We start from the raw sequence: 18732 nt of genomic DNA, 5'->3' as shown, positions 1-18732 counted from the left end.
CTAACGTATTGACACCTTTTTGGGCTGGAACTATAATCTGCCGACACTTTTCTGTTGAGGCGGCTTGATCGCTGGGACGAGGGGGACAGGAAGAGAGGCATGGCTTGACGCAAAGCAGTTTCTGGCGGATTCACGGCAGGACGGCGATTATCATCGGAGCCGTAGTGTCTCTCGCCGGCGCCTGGATTTTCGGACAACTCAATCTCAAGACCGACGTCGCCAAATACCTTGACGATGCCATCCCCAATGCCACTTTCCAACTTGTCTCCAGCAAACCCTCGGAAGGGCAATACCTTTACTCGGCCACGGCCAACGGTACCCAAATCGGCTGGGTCACCGCAGGTAAAGGCCAGGGGTACGGAGGTCCCATGGTGGTCATGGTTGCCTGGACCATGGACGGTACCATAACCAACCTGCAGGTCCCGGAGCTTAAAGAGACGCCGGTCTGGTACGCCAGGTTGAATAAACCCCTTGGAGATTTCTCCAGCTATTTCAGCCAGTACATAGGGCGGACTTTTTCTGATCCTTTTACCCTCGGCACTGACATCGACGCCACAACTGGAGCCACTCGATCCTCGATAGGGGTTGCTCAAGGTGTTTACGGCGGGCGTCTGCTCCTGGCCGAGCAACTTGGCAAACCGTATGTTGGTCCACCGCAACAGATCAAAATCGGTCCGGAGGAAATTCTTCTTATTGTTGCCCTCGTTCTGGTAATCGCCTTCCGAATGATTCCCGGTCTGAAGCAGAAGCGGTGGCCTCGTTATGTGATGCTTATGTTCGGCCTGGCTGTTTTCGGTGTGTGGTCGTCAGCGATGCTGTCGCTGATTAACTTTGTGGTGTTTCCCATCGGTTACGCACCATCGATTTTCACCAATCCGTTCCTTTACATCATGGTCTTCGGCGTACTTCTTTTGGCGCTGACTGTGGGTAAGAATTTCTGGTGTTTCTGGATCTGTCCGTTTTCCGCCCTTCAGGAAGGTGTCCATTTCCTTGGCGGAAGCCAGGTTAGGCCGGTAAGCCGTCTTCAATTGGCGCTGCGAAACAGCCGCTATGTCATCTTGTGGGCGGTAGTAATGCTGGTATTTATTTTCAGATCGCCGCAGCTTGCCGTGTACGAGCCGTGGAACACCGTCTTCAGTCTGCAGGGCAATCTTGCCCAATGGTTGCTCCTCGGATCCGTATTGGGGATAGGTCTGTTCATTTATAACTTCTGGTGCCATTACCTGTGTCCGGTGGGAGCCACCATGGATATTGTTCTCAAGATTCGGACGTGGGCGGTAAATACCTATGGACGCCTCACCGCTGGCAGCGCCGGAGGAAACCGAATTGGCTAAAATCGATAATCGGAATATCGTCATCGTCCCGGAACAAGCGGTTTCAAGGGGCAAGCAGACGTTTGGCGCCCATCAGGAATTCAAGTGGTCCGAAGCCAAATGTACCTCGTGTGACCGCTGCAACCGCGCCTGCCCGGTGGATGCCATCACCCTTGAACGCACCCGGCAGCTCAAAAAGAGAATGCGCACCGCGCCATGTTCCCAGGCTTGCCCGGCGGGGCTGGATGCATCTCGTTACATTCGCTTTATCGCCGAGGGTAAGTACGCCGAAGCCGTTTCCGTCATGCGGGAACGCGTTCCTTTCCCTCTCGTTTTGGGCTATATCTGCAAACACCCATGCGAGTCGGCTTGTCAGCGTAACGAATATGAAGGTTCCCTGCTCATAAGGGCTCTTAAGCGATTCGCCGCCGAAAAAGACGACGGCTCCTGGCGGCAGAAACTCAATCTCGCTGCGCCAACCGGTAAGAAAATCGCCGTTATCGGATCAGGACCGGCTGGCCTGTCCACCGCTTACTATCTGGCTCTTTTGGGGCACAAAGTCACCATTTTCGAGGCGCTGCCGGATAAGGGCGGCAAAATGCTGTCCAGCATCCCGGAGTACCAGCTTCCCAAGAATGTGATGAACCTTGAGATTAGCACTATCGAAAGTTTCGGGGTGGAAATCAAGACCAATTCCAGGGTTGAATCCGTGGAATCTCTGTTTGGCCAGGGCTTCGATTCGGCGGTGCTGGCTACCGGCATCCTCGGCTGGGGGAAATCCCTGAAACTGCCTATTCCCGGATCGCGGGATGCCGGAGTTTCCGACGGAGAGACCATCATGGCTGACCTGGATGCCGGGAAACCGGTGGAATTCGGGCAGAAGGTGATCATCCTCGGCGGCGGCAGCCTCGCCTTCAGGTTAGCCACCGCCGCGGCCAGGTCCGGCGCCAAGGAAGTCCACATCTTCGGTCAGGAACACACCGGGGACAGGGAAGCTGATTCCTTCGAGGTCGACGAGGCTGTCGCCGAGGGCGTGATCGTCCACTCCTCGTCCCTTTTTTACCGGGTCTACTCAGAAAACGGCAAAGCGGCGGGTATCCTGGGACAAAAAATCCGCGCCTTCGGTTACGACCGGACAGGCGCACTCGGCTACGATCCTTTACCAAACACCGAAGAAAAATACCCCGCCGACATCGTGATTTCGGCTCTGGGCCGAGCAGGTGACACCCCGCAGGGTGACCTGGAGGTATGCCGGAGAGGCGTCTTTGCCGCCGGCGACGCCGTTAACGAACAACGTTCCGTGGTCGAGTCGATCGCCGCCGGGCGCTGGACCGCGTCAATGGCTGATCGCTACTTGGGTGGCAGTGGTAATCTCGATCAACAACTCGCGCCGCCGGAATCTTCCAGAGCCATTACCCCGATCCGAAGCCTGCTAAGAAGGATGCCATCACCAATTCCGGTGAAACAGGTACGAGCGGCCGACGGCAGCCAGGCGGCTTCGGAACAGACACTTGATGAGAAAGCAGCCAAACTCGATGCCGAGCGCTGCCTTAAATGCGACCTGTGCTACGACCTCAAAGGCTATAATCTTGACACCAACGCGTGCGTTTTTTGCGGCCGTTGCGTCGAGGCGTGCATGTGGAACGCCATCACGCCCGGGACTGGCTACACCACCGCGGTCGAGGCACGGCAAGGGATTGAACACGCCGAGTCCGCTGGGCAGGCGGGCAAACGTAAAGTCTATCTGTATGCCCTGAGGATACTGGTGGCGACTGGAGCCCTGATGGTTATTGCCGTCCTCCTTTCTAAAATTAACGCTTAACCCCCCAGTGAGGCAGGAATTATTATGTTGAAGAACAAACTTACCCGTCGGGATTTCGTCCGAATAAGTGCCGTAGGGGCTGGCGTCCTGGCGCTTGGCGGGGTGGGCATCAAGGAACTGCTGGCCACCGGGGGCGTCAAAGAGGTTAGCGAGACCCGCGAGCTACTTGGGACGTTCATTACCATCAAACTAGTCGACCCTGAACCGGAAATCGCGGCATCGGCGATCCGTGAAGGTTTCGCCGAAGTCGAGCGGCTTTCTTCGATATTCTCCCGTTTCGATCCCGGCAGCGGTTTGGCGATGCTGAACCGTGACGGGTATATCGATAACGCCCCGCCTGAGCTGCTTGGTATCGTTCAAAAGGCTAAATATATCTCCGGGATTACCGGCGGCGCTTATGACATAAGTGTCCTGCCTCTTCTCAACCTCTACGTCGACAGTTTTGCCGAGGGCGGCTCGCCACCTTCGGATAAACAGATCGACGTTGCCAAAGATCTGGTCGGTTACCAGGGCATCGAAATTAAGGAAAGGCGTATTTCGCTGGCGGCGCCGGGCATGTGCCTGACCCTGGACAGCATAGCCAAGGGTTTTGTCGTCGACCAAACAGCTTCGATGCTCCGTAACCGAGGGTATTCCCGGGTTCTGGTGGCAGGCTCCGGCGATATGTCCTTAAGAGGCGCCAGGGACGACGGCCAGCCGTGGAAGATCGGCTTGACCCACCCGAGGGCCCTGGCCGGTTATTACGAGGTCTTCCAGACGACGAACGATTCCATCGCCACCTCGGGAGACTATGAGAACACCTTCACACCCGACTTCAGCTGGAACCACATCATCGATCCCCGGATCGGTCATTCACCCAGGGAACTGGCATCGGCCACCGTTATCGCATCGGATACCGCTTATGCTGATGCCCTTTCTACCTCGGCCATGGTAATGGGTAAAACCGACGCCCTTTCACTTCTGGAAAGCCTACCGGGAGTTGAGGCGCTCCTCATCGACAAAAACATGAACAAGTACTCTACCAGCGGATTCCAAAGCGCCGTTCAGGTGGTCCCGCAATAGCTCGATTGTGTTTAGTGTTTTGGAGGTCTGAAAATGGCTGACGCATCGCTAAGCAAAAGCATTTTGATTACGGCGCCGGTGGTTGCCGCAGCGGTCATCAGCTTGATTTTCGGGGTCAACCAAGCCATGAATTCGGAGCCGACCCAGACCTTCACACCGTTGAACACGACGACACGTCCGCCCACTACCACGACCCGGCCGCCCACCACTACCGCACCGGCGACCACTGCTTCCACCACGTCAGCGGCCCCGGTAACGACTCACTAGATCGGCGGGGAAGTTATTCCAGTTTGCGGGCTGGGATCCTGACGTTGTCCTGGCGCTTGGTGAGGCCTTCCTGGTCTAAGCGCGTGAGAAACGGGATTGAGTATTTCCTGGAGAAGCCGGTGATGGCCGCCATATCCTGAATGGCGATCTGACCTTTGGATTTCAAGATATCGATGATCTTTTGCCGCGTTGACCGGTATTGAGCAGCCGACAACAGGATGCCTTCAGGCAGTTCGACGACCTTACCTTGTTCCAACAAGTACCGGAGTACGGTGGCAGCCCCATTCATGGATTGAAGCAGTTCGGTCCGGGTGGGTGGCGCCTGCGGATTTTTTTCGATCGTCGCAATGATGCGGTTCTCCATCTCCGATTGCCCGCCGGAAAGCATCGGCTTATGGCTCGACAACGCGACAACGTCTTCGGAACGGATGATTTTCTTTTGTCCGATGAGTTCATCGACAAGGGCAGCGAATAATTCGGGGGGCAACGCAAGTTTGGCAGCGGCCTCGGCCTGGGCAAGCCCTTTATTGAGTGGTTCAGCCTGGTGCGCCGCCGCCAGGATTCCAAGAAACCGCAGCTGGGTATCCGACCAGTATTTTCGGTCTATCAGCCACAGGCCGCGGGCAGCCAAAGACCCCTTTTTAGCCAGACCCTCGATTGATTTTCCAATCGCGGTGTCGGAAAAGGCGGTTTCTCTCAAGAACCCCTGCCGTGAAGCGAACTGAGTTTTCGATAGTTCGGTGATCACCGCCGAATCAATGTCCAAATTGCGCCGTATATTTAAAATCTCCAGCTTTTGTGCGGCGTTTTTCAACTGGTACCTTTCTGCCGTCGGATCGAGAATTCGTCCGCCGCCAATAGTCTCGGCGGGAGAACTCTTCCTCAAAATGAAACGCTCACCGATCAGGGTGGAAACCTCTCGATCGAGCCTCAATTGCACCATCGATGGACCGCCCTGGTTCAGTTCCTTGCCTCCAAGAGCGATGACCCTCGCCGGCAGCTCCGCCGTCTCGAAGAACAACGAAACCTCAGCCCCGGTCTTCAGGGGCTGTTTCACCGAGGGCAAGATTTTCAGTTCGGCGTCCAGATAGCGTGATACCGGCGTCTCCTGACCTTTTTTCACGATCAGATCGCCGCGTTCCAATTCGTCCTTCTTGATTCCTGACAAATTCAGGGCGACACGGGAACCTGGCATTGCCTGAGTGAGATGCTGTTTGTAGCTCTCGATGGCGCGGACGTGAGAAGTCAGGTTTTCGGGCAAAATGGTAATTTCGTCGCCGACTGAAAGCGAACCGTGATGCAGCGTTCCGGTGATTACCGTGCCCGTTCCCTTGATGTTGAAGACCCGGTCGATAGGAAGCCTGGGCTTTTTGATGTCTTCCTGCCGGACTTCGGCGGCCAGTTTTTCGATGGCGGCTTTGAGAGAGTCTATACCAGCGCCGGTTTTTGCCGATACTTCGATTATCGGGACGTTATTCAGGCTGGTGCCGGCGAGGTGAGCGACGATATCCGCCCTGACCATCTCGCGCCAATCAGCTTCGGCAATGTCGATTTTGTTCAGGACGACCAGTCCCCGGTTGATGCCTAAAAGGTCGATGATTTGACGGTGTTCTTCGGTCTGCGGCATCCAACCGTCGTCGGCGGCGACGATGAGCATGACGGCGTCGATGCCGGTGAGGCCGGGGATCACATTGCGAACGAAATGCTGGTGGCCTGGAACATCGACAAGCCCGACCCTTTCTCCCGAAGGCAAGGCAAACCAGGCGAAGCCCAGGTCGATGGTCATGCCGCGCTCTTTTTCCTCCGGCAGGCGGTCGGGATCGATCGAGGTGAGCGCTTTAACGATGCTCGACTTGCCGTGGTCGATGTGGCCGGCGGTGCCTAGCGTGAGCAAGAATCCGTCTCCAATCCCAAGAAAATCCTGTTCAACTCCTAAATCCTAACGATCAAGCACTGAACAAATCCGAAACCCGATTGACAGGTTGATCTTTAAGACTAGTTCCTAGGATTTCCCCGCAGCCGCTGCGATGGCTCGCACTAAATCATCTTCCTGATCAGGAAATACCGTCCGCAAGTCTATGATAAATTTGCCACCGCGGACGCAGCCCAACACCGGCGGGGAGCCGAGCCGCAGCCAGTGGCAGAAATTATCCATCGAGCCCGGGATCGCAATCTCGATAAGGCGCGTCGGCAGGGTTTCGTCAGGCAGAGAACCGCCGCCGGCCAGGCTCTCGCCGTCGGTCACTTCTGCGGCGAAACCGGCCTTCGCCAGTTTTTCCACAAGGATGCCGCACCGACGGTCCAGTTCTTCCAGGGTCGCACCCATCATCCGATACACAGGGAGTTGTGAGGTTTGACCCTTGAGGTACTGGAGAATGGTTGCCGAAACAGCCACGGCGGCGTATTTATCGATTCTGATGGCCCTCAGCAGGGGATTTTTTCGTAATACGTCAATGTAATTCTTTTTACCCAGGATAATGCCGCATTGCGGTCCGCCGAAAAGCTTGTCGCCGGAGATGCAGACGATGTCGGCACCTGACGCAAAAGCCTCCGCGACGGTCGGTTCGTGAGTCATGCCGAATAGAGCGGTATCGATAATCGCGCCGCTGCCCAGGTCAAGGACCAGCGGCAGGTCGAACTGTTTTGCCAGTTCTTTCAGCTCCTGGAGGGCGGTGTCATGGGTGAAACCGCGGATAGCGAAATTGGAACGGTGCACCACCATGAGCATCGCCGTCTGGTCGGAGACTGCCGCTTCGAAATCGCGGATAAAGGTCTGATTGGTGGTGCCGACCTCACGAAGAATCGCCCCCGATGCCGCCATGACCTCCGGCACCCGGAAACCGCCCCCGATCTGGACCAGTTCGCCGCGGGAAACGATGACTTCCTTGCCTTTGGCAAGGGTGGACAGGATGAGCAACACCGCAGCGGCATTGTTGTTGACCACCAGGGCACTCTCGGCGCCGGTGGCCATTTGAAGCAGCTTTTCCATGGACTGGGCACGGACTCCGCGTTCTCCGGTGTCCAGGTCCAACTCCAAAGCGTAGTAACCGCCCAGAATTTTCGATAAAGCATCGACAGCCGAGGGCGATAACGGAGCACGGCCGAGGTTGGTGTGCAGGATGATGCCGGTGGCGTTTACTACGGGTTCCAAAAATCCCGGCCATTCAACCGCCAGGTGATGTTTGACCATGTCGACGATAGCATCGAAAGGAGGAGTCTGCCCGCCTTTGACGACACGTTCTCTGATTTGGTCGATAATTTCCCGGACGGTGGCCGTGACTACAGGATGGGAGTAACGGTCGATGGCCGGCGCCAAATCGGGCCCGGACAGGACTTTTTCGACCGAGGGCAATTTACGTAGTTCGTTCTGGTTGTCGTTAGGCATTTTTTTGCCTCTATTCTGTGATGATTATTCTGCCTTTCGGGTCAGCTATGACCTCGCCGATTATGGCGGCCGATGGGAACCCGGCGGCACGAATCCGGCTTACCATGTCTTCGACCACCGGTTCCTGGGCGGCGATCAGTAGCCCGCCGGAGGTTTGAGGGTCGAACAGGACATCCAGCATCCATTCGTCAAGTTCAAATTCTGGGTCGAGCAGATCTTCCCGGTATTCACGGTTGGAATAGGCGCCGCCCGGAATAAGTCCGGCCTTGGCCCAACGCTCAGCGCCTTCCATAAGGGGTATCTGGTTCCAATACAATTTGAAACCGACCTCGTTTCGGGTCATCATTTCTGCCGCATGGCCGATCAGCCCAAAACCCGTGATGTCAGTGGCTGCGTGGGCCCCAAGGTCATCAACAATCTCCGCCGGGGTTTTATTCAGTGCGATCATTTGCGAGATGACCGCTCCAATCCCGGCTTCGTTAAGCTGGCCCCCTTTTAGCGCGGTATTCAGGATTCCGGTACCGAGCGGCTTGGTCAGAATCAATTTATCTCCCGGTTGCCCTCCGCCCTTGGTGAGAACCTTTTTAGGGTGGATGATGCCGGTGACTGACAGGCCGAACTTGATTTCATCGTCTTTTACCGAATGCCCCCCCACCAGCGCGCAGCCCGCTTCGTCGAGCTTGGAAAGTGCTCCTTCCATGATAAGCCGAAGACTTTCGATCTCCATTTTGCCGCTCGGAAAGCCGACAAAGCTCATCGCCGTTACCGGTTTCCCTCCCATGGCGTAGACATCGGAGAGAGCGTTAGCGGTGGCAACCTGGCCGAAAGCAAAAGGGTCGTCGACGACCGGGGTAATGACGTCGATCGTTTGCACTAAGGCGATCTCGGGCGTGAGTTGGTACACGCCTGCATCGTCAGGCATTTCGAGTCCCACTAATACTTCGGGATAGGACTTGATGGGCAAGCCGCACAGGGCTTTGGCTAGGTCACCCGGACCTATCTTGGCCGCTCAGCCGGAGTACGCTGAGTATTCAGTCAGGCGTTTGTTACTCATACGGCTCACCCCCTTTCGATCGACAAAATTCGAAGCACGAAATCCGAAATCCGAAAAAACTCAAAATACATTTTATTAAACATCAGAGTCAGAAACTTTGCGTAAGATAGCTCCAAAAATATTCATTAGTTCAGTGGATTCTTGTATGAGAGCCGAAAATTGAGTTTCAAGATTTTCACCGGTTGGTTTGATAAGACTCAACCAATAGCGGCATTCCTTAGCTTCCTTACGGCATATCTTGATTCTGACAGCTAAATCCTTTTTACTTAAAGATTCGTTGGCTTCAATGTAGTTCGCTCCAATTGAACCAGCAGCCCTGACAACCTGTCGAACTAATTCATTAATCGCTGGATCTTTAGGTAACCGCCGAGAAGCTTCGATCACTGCAGCTGCAAAGGCTTCAGTTCTCTGCTCAAGATCGTATTTCTTTTCCATTTTTGAAATCGAATTCGTATTTGTTTCGGATTTCGATATTCGGATTTCGGATTTGTTAATTGGCGGAGGGGAAGGGAATCGAACCCCCCGCGACGGTTTGCGCCGCCGCCTACGGTTTTGAAGACCGCGAGGCCCACCAGAGCCTATCCGCCTCCGTTAGAGAGAGATTATAACACAGCCGTTTAGAGACTGGCATAAAAAAGAGAGGCGCCTGAAAAGGCGCCTCTCAAAGGTATTGGATTTTAGTTTAGGATGTGATCAGCTTGATCTGGGTATAGGTGTAAGTGCTCCCGTTTTGAACGACACCCCATTCTTCAAAGGTTGCAGATGTCCGGTCGCCGTACTGGTTGAAAGTGATCGGGCCTGAGACACCCGCATAATTCTGGCCGATGGTCAGAACGGCGGCGGCGATCTTGGCTGAATCGTTGGTGCCCGCCTGCTTCATTGCGGCGATGGCCAAATTGGTGGCATCGTAAACGGTGTCGTTGTAGGTTCCCGGTTCTTCATTATATTTAGCTTTGTAGGCAGCCTTGAAGGTGTCGAACAGGGTACCCTGGGAAACCGGGTTAGTGCCGACGACTGATTGGGCCATGAAGGCGGCGGCCTGGGCGTCGGTAAGGGTCTTGGCGGCTTTAACGCCTTCGGAGGTGATCCATTGGATTGGTTTGCCGAGTCCGAGCTGAGCGGCCTGCTTGAAGACGATGATGGCATCATCTTCGTATCCGGCATGGACGATGAAGTCCGGCGCTGCGGCCTTGATCTGCTGCAGTTCAGAGAGGTAGTCAAGCTTTGTGGGATCGTACTTGATGGTGGACACGATTGTCGCCTTGCCGGCGAGAGACGCGGTCACGGCGTTGGCGATACCGACACCGTACTGGTTGTTCTGGACCATGAAGGCGACCTTCTTGTTGGTGCCGGCATCGGTGATGATCTTGGCCATCGCCTTGCCCTGGATATCATCGGTGGTCGCAGTGCGGATGAAGAACTGTCGCCATGCCTGCTGGGCGATATCGGGTGAAGTGGCTGAAGGGGAAATCAGCAGGACCTTGTTATCGAGGGCCCACTGACCGGAGGACATGACCGCACCTGAAATCATGGGGCCAATAATCACTTTACAATTGTTGATCGTGCCCAATTTCTTGATGGCTTCGAAACCCGCCGCCGGGTCGGTTTTACCGTCTTCGATGAACAGCTTTATTTTGGCTCCATTGATGCCGCCGGCGTTGTTGGCCTGTTCAACGGCAAGTTGGATGCTTTTAACTAAGCTGCCGCCGATGCCGGACAGGGCACCGGAAATGTCCATGACCACGCCGAGGTTAACATCGGGTGGCTGGGTAGTGCCGGATGGGGTAGTGTTGCCGTTACCGCTGCCGCAGGCGGCAAAGGTGACTGCCATTACGAGTGTCAGAAGAAGGATTGCTGCCTTTTTAAACACCTGGGTCCCCCTTTCCACAAAATGAGAAATTTGGCTGATATTACAACGCTTAAGAAATCGGTGTCAAATTTTATTGTACCTTTGTCCTAGTGCCAAGCTCTTGTCAGCCAACGTTAACCATACGCTGGAGAACGATTCAGGAACTAGAGTACTAATACCCGTTAAAGTTTAGCCGGAAAGGCCCAGGTATTTTTTTCGGGCTTCATCATTCTCGAGGATGGTAGCCGCTTCACCTTCGAGTGCAAGTTGCCCGCTGACCAGAACGTAAGCTCGCTTGGCAAAAGCCAGGACGCGGCGGGTGTCCTGTTCGATGACGATCAGGCCGGTCCCGTGGCTGTTGATCAGCCTGAGTTTTTCCAGGATGCCTTCGGCTGCCTTGTGAGACAGGGAGGCCAGGGGTTCGTCCAGGAGAAGCACCCTGGGGTTGGCCATCATCGCCCGTGCGATAGCCAGCATCTGGCGTTCCCCTCCCGAAAGGCTGCCGGCGTAAAACTTCTTGCGCCGCTCGAGCTCCGGGAAGATCTGGTACATCCTATCGATGTCCGCTTTCACCTGCTGTCGATCGGTTCGGACGAAGGCCCCCATCTCCAGGTTTTCCTGGATGGACAGGTTCCTGAAAACGTTATCTGTTTGGGGAACGTAACCCAGGCCGAGTGAAACGGTTCTGTCTGATGTGAGACCGGTGATGTCCTTTCCCCCGAACGTGATTTTACCGCTGAATAAATGGGCGAACCCCAGGAAGCTCTTAAGCAGGGTTGATTTGCCGCTGCCGTTGGGACCTACGATAGCCACGCTCCCGGCTTCCTCGAGCCGCAAGGAAACGCCGTTAACGATGTGAACATCACCGTATCCGGCGACGATATTTGCCGCTGTAAAGATATCGGACATCTAGGACCTCTCCTTGGTGGCGCCGATATATACCTCGAAGAAGATCGGGTCATTGATCACCTTGGCTGGTTCGCCCTGGAGCGCGATCTTGCCGCGGTCCATGACATAAACCCAATCGGTGAATTCCATGATCAGTTCAAGCCGGTGCTCGATGATGAGGAAACTCATGCCTTTTTCCCGCTTGAGCTTGTCCAGTTCGGCAAAGATCTGCATGCCCAAAACCGGATTGACCCCGGCCGCCGGCTCGTCCAGCAGCATCATTTCCGGTTCGGCCATCAGCGTCCGGCCGATCTCCAATAGTTTCTGCTGCCCGCCGGACATCTCGCCTGCCTTGGCGAAAGTAAGGTGAGAGAGGTTAAGGAGTTCCAATAATTGCATCGCCCGGATAGCCAGCCGCTCTTCATCACGATGCCAGGCGCCGCGTCTGAAGAGTGAATTCCACAGGTGGTCGCCGGGCTGATTGCGCGCGGCGATGATCATGTTGTCCAGCACTGTCATGCTGGGGAAAAGACGAGGGAATTGAAAAGCGTTACCCATGCCAAGGTCGAAAATCTGGTGAGGTGATAATTTTTCGATATGCCGTCCGGCAAAGGTGACGTGCCCGCCATCGGACGGCCGGAGTCCGTAGATCGAAGAAAGCAGGGTCGTTTTGCCGCAGCCGTTGGGACCTACCAGGGCCACGAATTGTCCGCGCCCGACCTCCAGGCTAACGCCATCCACGGCGCACAAACCGCCGTAGTTTTTGATCAGGTTTTCTACTTTGAGGAGGGATTCAGCCATCGCATGGCCCTCCTAGTGCCGAGTGTATTGACCTTGCTTTCCTTGAAAAGTCCCCCGGGGCGATACATCAGGATGACGATGATGATAAGTCCGAACAAGATGTTCTGGACGTTCGTCGGATCGACGGGAAGGTGAATGTAATCCTTCAGGATTATGGTGCCGCGCTCGAACAACTGCACCGCTGCGGCGCCTACGATGACTCCGATATTGGAGCCGGGTCCTCCCAGGATGACCATCATCCAGATGGTGAAGGTGATGATCGGCAGGAAAGAATCGGGAGTGATGTAGCCGATAAAATTGGCGAACAGCGCGCCGCCGACTCCAGCCATGGCTGAGCCGATCATGAACACCTGGGCTTTGTACTTGATCCGGTTCTTGCCTATGGCGTCGGCCGCGGTCTCATCGTCCCGGAGAGCCCGCATGATCCTACCGAAGGGGGAGTTGGCCAACAGTCGCATGAAGAAGTAGCATACGACCAGGATAGCCCCCACCAGGATGATATTGATGATTAGTTGCTTGGAGAAGTTACCTGTCGCAAACGACGGCGGCACCGAGATGCCCCAGACACCGTTGGCCAGCCAGTCTTCAGCCTTGATGAAAATGCGCAGTATTTCCCCGAAGGTCAGGGTGACAATGGCGAGGTAGTCTTCACGAAGCCTGATCGCGGGCAAAGAAACGAGAAGTCCGAAGAAAGCGGCGATTACTGCGGCCAGGCCAATCGCCAGAGGCCACGGGACGCCGGCTTCCACCAGTATGGCGAAGGAGTAGGCGCCGATCATGAAATAGGCGACTTTGCCGAAGCTTGCCAAACCGGTGTAGCCGTATTCGGCATTAAGGGACAGGGCAACGATAGAAAAGATGCCCACATACACCAAAGCGTTCAGCACATATACTAGTATCAGATCCATCTAATTACCCCTGAACGCCTTTGCCAGCCCCTGAGGCCGGAATATCAAGACCGCGATCAAAATCACGAAGGGTATAGCCATCCTGTAATCGGTGGACAAGCCCGCCTGGGCAAGCAGCACCACGCCTATGTTCTCAGCCAGGCCGATGATGACCGCCGCCACCATCGCCCCATAAAAGCTGCCGATACCGCCTAGCATGGCTACGGCGAATGTCGGCAACAGGATGTCCCAACCCAGGTACGGTGAGACCCGGGTCTCGACGCCGCGGAAAAGTCCGGCTATTCCGGCCAGACCCGCGGAAACGAACCAGGTAATGACCAGGACCCGGGTCGTGTTGATCCCTGATGACAATGCCAGCTTGGGATTGGAAGCTGTCGCCCTGATCGCTTTGCCGATCTTCGTCCGGGTCATCATGAAATGGAGGGCAATGCCTATACAAATCGCGGTGACGATCAGGAGGATCCAGTCCAGGGTTATATGGACCGAACCCAGCTCCCAGCTGGGCCAGACAATCTTCTGGAAAGTTAAAGGGGCGAAACCCCAGATCTGCCCCTCGGTATGACGAAGAATGAAGCCGAGAGCCATAGAGGCGACCATCAGGTGGATCAGGCTGGCGCCCTTGTCAGACAACGGTTTGAAGATCAACCGGTAGCTCAAGAATCCGGCGAGGCCGGCGACGATGAAGGCGACCAGGAAAGCGACGGGCAGCGGGGCGCCAAGCTGTTCGCTGATCCAGAAACCGATGAAGCCTCCCAGGGACATGATCTCGGCGTGGGCAAAGTTAGGAAACTTAGCCAGCCCGTACACCAGCGTCAGCGAAATGGCTGAGATGAGGTACAGGCTTCCGGTTACCGCCGAGTTAAGTAGAATCTGAGGCCAGTTCAAATCCAGTCACGCCAGGGGAAAAATCCGCGTAAATATAACAGATTAAGGCTCAGCGTGGCAATTTTATGTCAGGGGAATTGACGTGTTAGGCTTGGCGGGATTAAAATAAGTAACTATAGGAGACTGAAAACAATGCCGATCTACGAATACCGTTGTATGGACTGCCGGAAAAAATTCGATCTGCTGCGGCCGATGAGCCAATCCACCGACCCGGCTGAATGCCCGGTCTGCAAAGGGCAGGCCAAGCGCATCGCGTCTACGTTCATGGCCAAGGGCTCCGGCGGGCAGAACATCGGTGGCGGAGGCGGCTGCTCCAGCTGCTCATCGTCATCCTGCAGTTCCTGTCATTAGACTACAATAATCACTCAGTACTGGAGGGCGGACTCGAACGAGCCGCCCTTTTTTACAGCTTCTCCATGATTACCGGCTTCCGGTGAATGTACTTTAGAATGAGTTCATGGAGATGCGTTCCTCCGGTAACCATGCCGGCAAGTCACATCGCCCGATACCTAATGCCTCCGTAGCCGAGGTTTCGAACAAGGGTGAGATGCCGGGTATGGCCGGCATGGATCATCAGAAAATGAACGACGGCCGGCACGCCGGGCACGCTACTGCCGACTTTGCCCGGCGATTCTGGATTAGCCTGGCTATCACATTACCCATCCTGGTTCTGTCGCCGTTTATCCAGGATATTCTCGGTTTGACAATCTCCCTCCCTGGTGGCGACGCCCTGCTGTGGGTTCTTGCCGCCTTCGTCTATGTCTATGGCGGATGGCCGTTTCTGGCCGGATTCAAACGGGAACTCTCCGGGCGAAACCCTGGCATGATGACTCTGATAGCCCTGGCTATTTCAGTTGCCTTTTTCTATTCTTCTGCGGTCACCTTTGGGCTCAACGGTGAGATCTTTTACTGGGAACTTGCCACCCTGGTGGACATCATGCTCCTGGGGCATTGGATTGAAATGCGTTCTGTTGGCGGGGCTTCCAGGGCTGTTGAGGAGATGGCAAAGCTGTTGCCGGCGATTGCCCACCGTTTGTCTGAAAATGGCATTACCGCAGATGTGTCGGTCGATCAGCTTGTAAGGGATGATCGCGTTCTCGTCAAGCCGGGCGAAAAAATTCCAGCCGATGGCAATGTGACACACGGCCAAAGTTCGGTCAATGAAGCCCTGCTAACAGGAGAATCACTGCCGGTAGAAAAAACATCGGGCTCAACAGTCATCGGCGGTTCCCTGAACGGTGACGGTTCACTGACTGTCCAGGTTACCGGGACGGGCGAGCAATCCTATTTGTCAAGGGTAGCCAGGCTCGTCGCCGAAGCCCAGAAGTCAAAGAGCCGCGCCCAGGACGTGGCGGACCGCGCTGCGAGATGGCTGACGGCTATTGCCATTTCAGCGGGTTTTCTGACTCTTTTGGGGTGGCTCATATTCTCTTCCAGGCAATCAGACTTTGCCGTCGAACGTATGGTCACGGTGATGGTGATCGCCTGCCCTCACGCCCTCGGCCTGGCAGTGCCGTTGGTTATCGCCGTGTCAACCAGTCTGTCGGCCAGGTCCGGTTTGCTGATCCGCGACAGGAATGCCTTCGAGAGGGCCCGTTCTGTCAACGCCGTCGTTTTCGATAAAACCGGGACCCTGACTGAAGGGAAATTCGGCATTTCCGACGTGCTCGTCCTGGATGACCGGTTTTCCCGTGAAGAAATCTTAAAATACGCCGTTTCGGTCGAAAAGCACTCGTCGCACCCCATCGCCAACAGCGTTGCCGCGGGGGCTCCGGCAACATTTCCCGCCGAGGATTTCAAATCGTTGCCCGGTCGAGGGGCGCGGGCCAGGGTGGAAGGCCGCGAGGTGATGGTGGTCAGCCCGGCCTACCTGGATGAAGCCAAGATCGGTTATTTCGACAGGGAAAAGGTAGAAACGGCGCTTAACCAGGGCAAAACGGTGGTTTTTGCGGTTATTGACGGGATCGCGGTGGGGGCTATCGTACTGGCTGATGTCGTTCGGCCGGAATCCAAATCGGCGGTGGCTGCCTTGAAAGCCCTGGGCAAAAGGGTGCTGATGATGACCGGTGACAGGGAAGAGGTCGCGCGGTGGGTGGCGTCGGAAACCGGTGTGGACGAATATTTTGCCGGAGTACTCCCGGATCAGAAAGCAGCAAAGATCAGGGAACTCCAGGCTGGCGGCCTGACGGTTGCCATGACCGGGGACGGTGTCAATGACGCTCCGGCCCTGGCCCAGGCTGATATCGGCATTGCCGTCGGCGCCGGCACGGAGATCGCGATCGAGACCGGTGACATCGTCCTGGTGCGCTCCAGCCCATCGGACGTGGTTCGCATCTTCGAATTGTCCAGGGCGACGTATGGGAAAATGGTTCAGAATCTGGCCTGGGCGACGGGCTATAACGCTATCGCCATACCTGCCGCGGCAGGGGTATTCACGTCGTTCGGTTTGCTTTTGTCCCCGGCGGCGGGGGCAGTTTTGATGTCGCTCTCGACGGTCATTGTGGCCATCAACGCACAACTATTGAAGCTGAGATAGGGACCTAACCAAAACGAAAGAATTTCGTTATTTTCAATGTCAGAATCAACATCAGTACCTTGGAGGGGATTATGAAGAACATTATGGTAGCCGTGGTTGGGGTTCTCATACTTGCGATCGGGCTAACCGGATGCGGTGAGAAACCGCTGAACGCCAGCTTGGGTCAAAGTGTAGACCTTAAGCCGGGACAGGCCGTTGAATTGAATTCGGAAAAGATGACTCTTAAGTTCGAAAAGGTTCTGAACGACAGCCGGTGCCCGGAGGGAGCCTCATGTGTCTGGGAAGGGCAGGTCCAATGCCTGGTGACGCTTGATCTGGACGGGAAGAAGGAACAGATCACCCTGACCCAGCGAGGTTCGGATGAGGGTGCGAGCCAAATTTATAATCGTTATCTCATAAAATTTGACGTCACCCCGTATCCCAGGCTGAATCAAACCATCGGGCAGTCTGATTATCGTCTGCATGTGACGGTAACCATAATTTCCTGAAGCGGTTCTTGTGCCGCCTGGCTCCCAGGTGGTAAAGTAAAAACGTTCAAAAATTCGCCGCCACGCGTAATCCGGAATTGTGATATGAAGTATTTGGTCACCGGTCATCAGGTTATCCCAGGAGCCGGTCACAAGGATCAGGCCAACTATCTCCGAGCGGCAAAGGACTGGGTCAGCCGTCACAAACAGGCGGGGCAGCTTGAAGCCGTTTACAGCTTCACCGACGGCGGCGGCGTCTTCATAATGAACGTCCCAAACCACGAGGAATTGATGAAACTACTGCTGACGTTTCCATTATCCCCTTTAACCCAGTGGTCGGTACGGCCGATGATCGATTTTAACGAAAGCGCTGACATCATCATCAATAGCCTGAAAAATTTTGCGTAGGCCCAATCAATAGGAATGATTGAGGGAGCCCTCGGAAGAACCGGGGGCTCCCCTTTTTATGATGGCAAACTTAACAAATATTTGATAAAAAACCTTGATAAGCCATATGACATGATATATACTTCTTTCCCAATCAAAGCAATTTGGCTGGGAGGTAGTTTCTGTGGAAGTATCAAGTTTTCCTAAATGCCAGAAGTGCGGCACCGGTGATCTGGTACCCCTCTCCGATTTCGGCAACCAGGGCGCGCCGATCCATTACAAGGCATGGGTTTGCACCAATCCCGATTGCGGTTACAACCTGAAGATCCGCAACGGCGATGTATATATCAACGAGCCAATCGGCAACGGCATTAATGGCCGGCAGCGCAATCCGGTAAACTTTTAGCCCTAATTCCGCATGTTCGGACGGCTCCTCGGCAGCAGTGAAAAGCTGCTGGACGTGTTTTTTCCAAAGTACTGCCTGGGTTGCGGCCGGGAGGGCGATTATCTGTGCCAGAGATGCCGTGCCGGCCTTCCGTACCAGGAACCTCCCTATTGCCCCTGTTGCGGCAAAAGCCTGGACCATCACCCTGACTGCGACCTGCTCTCGCAGGAGTTGAAGCAGTTGAATTCGGTGTTCCGATTCGAAGGCGTCATCAAAAAAGCGGTACACCAGCTTAAATACAACAACCTCCGTGATATCGCCCCCACCCTCGGTGCCCTGATGGCTGATTTCCTTAAAAACAATGAAATTATTGGGGATGCGCTCGTTCCGGTGCCCCTCCACAAGTCCCGTCTCCGCGAACGCGGTTATAATCAGGCGCAACTGCTCGCGCTTTCGATCCACAAGCTTACCGGTCTTCCCGTGTTCCTCGAGGCACTAAGAAAGATAAAACCGACCCCTCCCCAGGCCGACAGTTCCTCTGTCGAAGCCCGCCGTCTTGCAGTAGTTGGCGCTTTCGGGTGTTATAATAATTTCACAGGCCGCCGGGTTATCCTGATCGATGACGTGGCTACCTCCGGCGCTACTCTCTCCTCCTGCGCGGAGACGCTGGCGGAAGCCGGCGCCAAAGAGATAAGGGCGTTGACCCTGGCCAGGGAAATATAG

19 protein-coding genes and 1 tRNA gene are annotated in these 18732 nt (G+C 55.2%); 9 read left to right on the top strand and 11 right to left on the bottom strand.

Translation table 11 applies throughout. The annotated features are described in order from the left end of the window. Nucleotides 1-104: 104 nt before the first annotated feature. Genes Dform_RS10815 through Dform_RS10805 form a run of 3 tightly spaced genes read left to right on the top strand, consistent with a single transcriptional unit; the run spans nt 105 to nt 4197 of the window. The gene (locus Dform_RS10815; protein WP_083635462.1) at nt 105-1334 is read left to right on the top strand and encodes a 4Fe-4S binding protein; all 1230 of its coding nucleotides are present in this window, start codon (nt 105-107) and stop codon (nt 1332-1334) included. Next, nucleotides 1288-3135: an FAD-dependent oxidoreductase gene (locus tag Dform_RS10810; protein ID WP_076004975.1), complete on the top strand. Its 1848-nt coding sequence runs from the start codon at nt 1288-1290 to the stop codon at nt 3133-3135. The genes Dform_RS10815 and Dform_RS10810 overlap by 47 nt, the downstream gene beginning before the upstream one ends. A 24-nt stretch (nt 3136-3159) precedes the next feature. Beyond that, nucleotides 3160-4197 (top strand): FAD:protein FMN transferase, encoded by a 1038-nt coding sequence (locus tag Dform_RS10805; protein ID WP_225973692.1) that lies wholly within the window; start codon nt 3160-3162, stop codon nt 4195-4197. A gap of 11 nt (nt 4198-4208) precedes the next feature. On the opposite strand, the gene Dform_RS11420 is transcribed toward Dform_RS10805, so the two are convergent. The 11 genes from Dform_RS11420 to Dform_RS10750 all read right to left on the bottom strand — a co-directional run bounded on the left by Dform_RS11420 (nt 4209) and on the right by Dform_RS10750 (nt 14234). Continuing rightward, the gene (locus Dform_RS11420; protein WP_158513508.1) at nt 4209-4433 is read right to left on the bottom strand and encodes a hypothetical protein; all 225 of its coding nucleotides are present in this window, start codon (nt 4431-4433) and stop codon (nt 4209-4211) included. A 44-nt stretch (nt 4434-4477) separates the two neighbouring features. Next, the gene (gene selB, locus Dform_RS10795) at nt 4478-6358 is read right to left on the bottom strand and encodes a selenocysteine-specific translation elongation factor (protein WP_076004973.1); all 1881 of its coding nucleotides are present in this window, start codon (nt 6356-6358) and stop codon (nt 4478-4480) included. Between the two features lie 108 nt (nt 6359-6466). Next, complete coding sequence (gene selA, locus Dform_RS10790) at nt 6467-7849, bottom strand: L-seryl-tRNA(Sec) selenium transferase (protein WP_076004972.1); 1383 nt, start codon at nt 7847-7849, stop codon at nt 6467-6469. A gap of 10 nt (nt 7850-7859) precedes the next feature. Further along, nucleotides 7860-8849, bottom strand: a complete 990-nt coding sequence (gene selD / locus Dform_RS10785) for a selenide, water dikinase SelD (protein ID WP_076004971.1) — start codon at nt 8847-8849, stop codon at nt 7860-7862. A gap of 129 nt (nt 8850-8978) precedes the next feature. After that, complete coding sequence (locus Dform_RS10780) at nt 8979-9338, bottom strand: four helix bundle protein (protein ID WP_076004970.1); 360 nt, start codon at nt 9336-9338, stop codon at nt 8979-8981. 60 nt (nt 9339-9398) lie between these two features. Further along, nucleotides 9399-9493, bottom strand: a tRNA-Sec gene (locus Dform_RS10775). 92 nt (nt 9494-9585) lie between these two features. Continuing rightward, nucleotides 9586-10773 (bottom strand): ABC transporter substrate-binding protein, encoded by a 1188-nt coding sequence (locus tag Dform_RS10770; RefSeq protein ID WP_076004969.1) that lies wholly within the window; start codon nt 10771-10773, stop codon nt 9586-9588. A gap of 168 nt (nt 10774-10941) precedes the next feature. Further along, nucleotides 10942-11661 carry an ABC transporter ATP-binding protein gene (locus Dform_RS10765; RefSeq protein ID WP_076004968.1) on the bottom strand — a complete coding sequence of 240 codons (720 nt, stop codon included), beginning with the start codon at nt 11659-11661 and terminating at the stop codon, nt 10942-10944. Further along, nucleotides 11662-12441 (bottom strand): ABC transporter ATP-binding protein, encoded by a 780-nt coding sequence (locus Dform_RS10760; protein WP_076004967.1) that lies wholly within the window; start codon nt 12439-12441, stop codon nt 11662-11664. Then, nucleotides 12417-13349 carry a branched-chain amino acid ABC transporter permease gene (locus Dform_RS10755; protein WP_083635459.1) on the bottom strand — a complete coding sequence of 311 codons (933 nt, stop codon included), beginning with the start codon at nt 13347-13349 and terminating at the stop codon, nt 12417-12419. Before Dform_RS10755 ends, Dform_RS10760 begins: the two co-directional genes overlap by 25 nt. After that, nucleotides 13350-14234, bottom strand: coding sequence for a branched-chain amino acid ABC transporter permease (locus tag Dform_RS10750; RefSeq protein WP_076004966.1), 885 nt, complete (start codon nt 14232-14234; stop codon nt 13350-13352). A gap of 132 nt (nt 14235-14366) precedes the next feature. Between Dform_RS10750 and Dform_RS10745 the strand changes: the two genes are divergently transcribed. The 6 genes from Dform_RS10745 (at nt 14367) to Dform_RS10720 (ending at nt 18732) form a co-directional block, all read left to right on the top strand. Next, the gene (locus Dform_RS10745; RefSeq protein ID WP_076004965.1) at nt 14367-14585 is read left to right on the top strand and encodes an FmdB family zinc ribbon protein; all 219 of its coding nucleotides are present in this window, start codon (nt 14367-14369) and stop codon (nt 14583-14585) included. A 106-nt stretch (nt 14586-14691) separates the two neighbouring features. After that, nucleotides 14692-16770 (top strand): copper-translocating P-type ATPase, encoded by a 2079-nt coding sequence (locus Dform_RS10740; protein ID WP_425481066.1) that lies wholly within the window; start codon nt 14692-14694, stop codon nt 16768-16770. Nucleotides 16771-16841: 71 nt separating this feature from the next. Next, a complete protein-coding gene (locus Dform_RS10735; protein ID WP_076004964.1) occupies nt 16842-17258 on the top strand; it encodes a hypothetical protein in 417 nt (138 codons plus the stop codon). Nucleotides 17259-17342: 84 nt separating this feature from the next. Beyond that, nucleotides 17343-17645, top strand: coding sequence for a muconolactone Delta-isomerase family protein (locus Dform_RS10730; RefSeq protein WP_076004963.1), 303 nt, complete (start codon nt 17343-17345; stop codon nt 17643-17645). A 163-nt stretch (nt 17646-17808) separates the two neighbouring features. Beyond that, nucleotides 17809-18030 (top strand): hypothetical protein, encoded by a 222-nt coding sequence (locus tag Dform_RS10725; protein ID WP_076004962.1) that lies wholly within the window; start codon nt 17809-17811, stop codon nt 18028-18030. 12 nt (nt 18031-18042) lie between these two features. Further along, a complete protein-coding gene (locus Dform_RS10720) occupies nt 18043-18732 on the top strand; it encodes a ComF family protein (protein WP_076004961.1) in 690 nt (229 codons plus the stop codon).

Origin of the sequence: Dehalogenimonas formicexedens (assembly GCF_001953175.1) — a bacterium.
GTDB classification, from domain to species: Bacteria; Chloroflexota; Dehalococcoidia; order Dehalococcoidales; family Dehalococcoidaceae; genus Dehalogenimonas; species Dehalogenimonas formicexedens.
This window is presented reverse-complemented; position numbering and strand designations above follow the sequence as displayed.

Bases quoted from the DNA above. Each gene is read 5' to 3' on its own strand.
- Dform_RS10810 (WP_076004975.1), top strand. From the start codon at position 1,288: ATGGACGCCTCACCGCTGGCAGCGCCGGAGGAAACCGAATTGGCTAAA.
- Dform_RS10805 (WP_225973692.1), top strand. From the start codon at position 3,160: ATGTTGAAGAACAAACTTACCCGTCGGGATTTCGTCCGAATAAGTGCC.
- selA (WP_076004972.1), bottom strand. From the start codon at position 7,849: ATGCCTAACGACAACCAGAACGAACTACGTAAATTGCCCTCGGTCGAA.
- Dform_RS10780 (WP_076004970.1), bottom strand. From the start codon at position 9,338: ATGGAAAAGAAATACGATCTTGAGCAGAGAACTGAAGCCTTTGCAGCT.
- Dform_RS10765 (WP_076004968.1), bottom strand. From the start codon at position 11,661: ATGTCCGATATCTTTACAGCGGCAAATATCGTCGCCGGATACGGTGAT.
- Dform_RS10760 (WP_076004967.1), bottom strand. From the start codon at position 12,441: ATGGCTGAATCCCTCCTCAAAGTAGAAAACCTGATCAAAAACTACGGC.
- Dform_RS10755 (WP_083635459.1), bottom strand. From the start codon at position 13,349: ATGGATCTGATACTAGTATATGTGCTGAACGCTTTGGTGTATGTGGGC.
- Dform_RS10745 (WP_076004965.1), top strand. From the start codon at position 14,367: ATGCCGATCTACGAATACCGTTGTATGGACTGCCGGAAAAAATTCGAT.
- Dform_RS10740 (WP_425481066.1), top strand. From the start codon at position 14,692: ATGGAGATGCGTTCCTCCGGTAACCATGCCGGCAAGTCACATCGCCCG.
- Dform_RS10735 (WP_076004964.1), top strand. From the start codon at position 16,842: ATGAAGAACATTATGGTAGCCGTGGTTGGGGTTCTCATACTTGCGATC.
- Dform_RS10730 (WP_076004963.1), top strand. From the start codon at position 17,343: ATGAAGTATTTGGTCACCGGTCATCAGGTTATCCCAGGAGCCGGTCAC.
- Dform_RS10720 (WP_076004961.1), top strand. From the start codon at position 18,043: ATGTTCGGACGGCTCCTCGGCAGCAGTGAAAAGCTGCTGGACGTGTTT.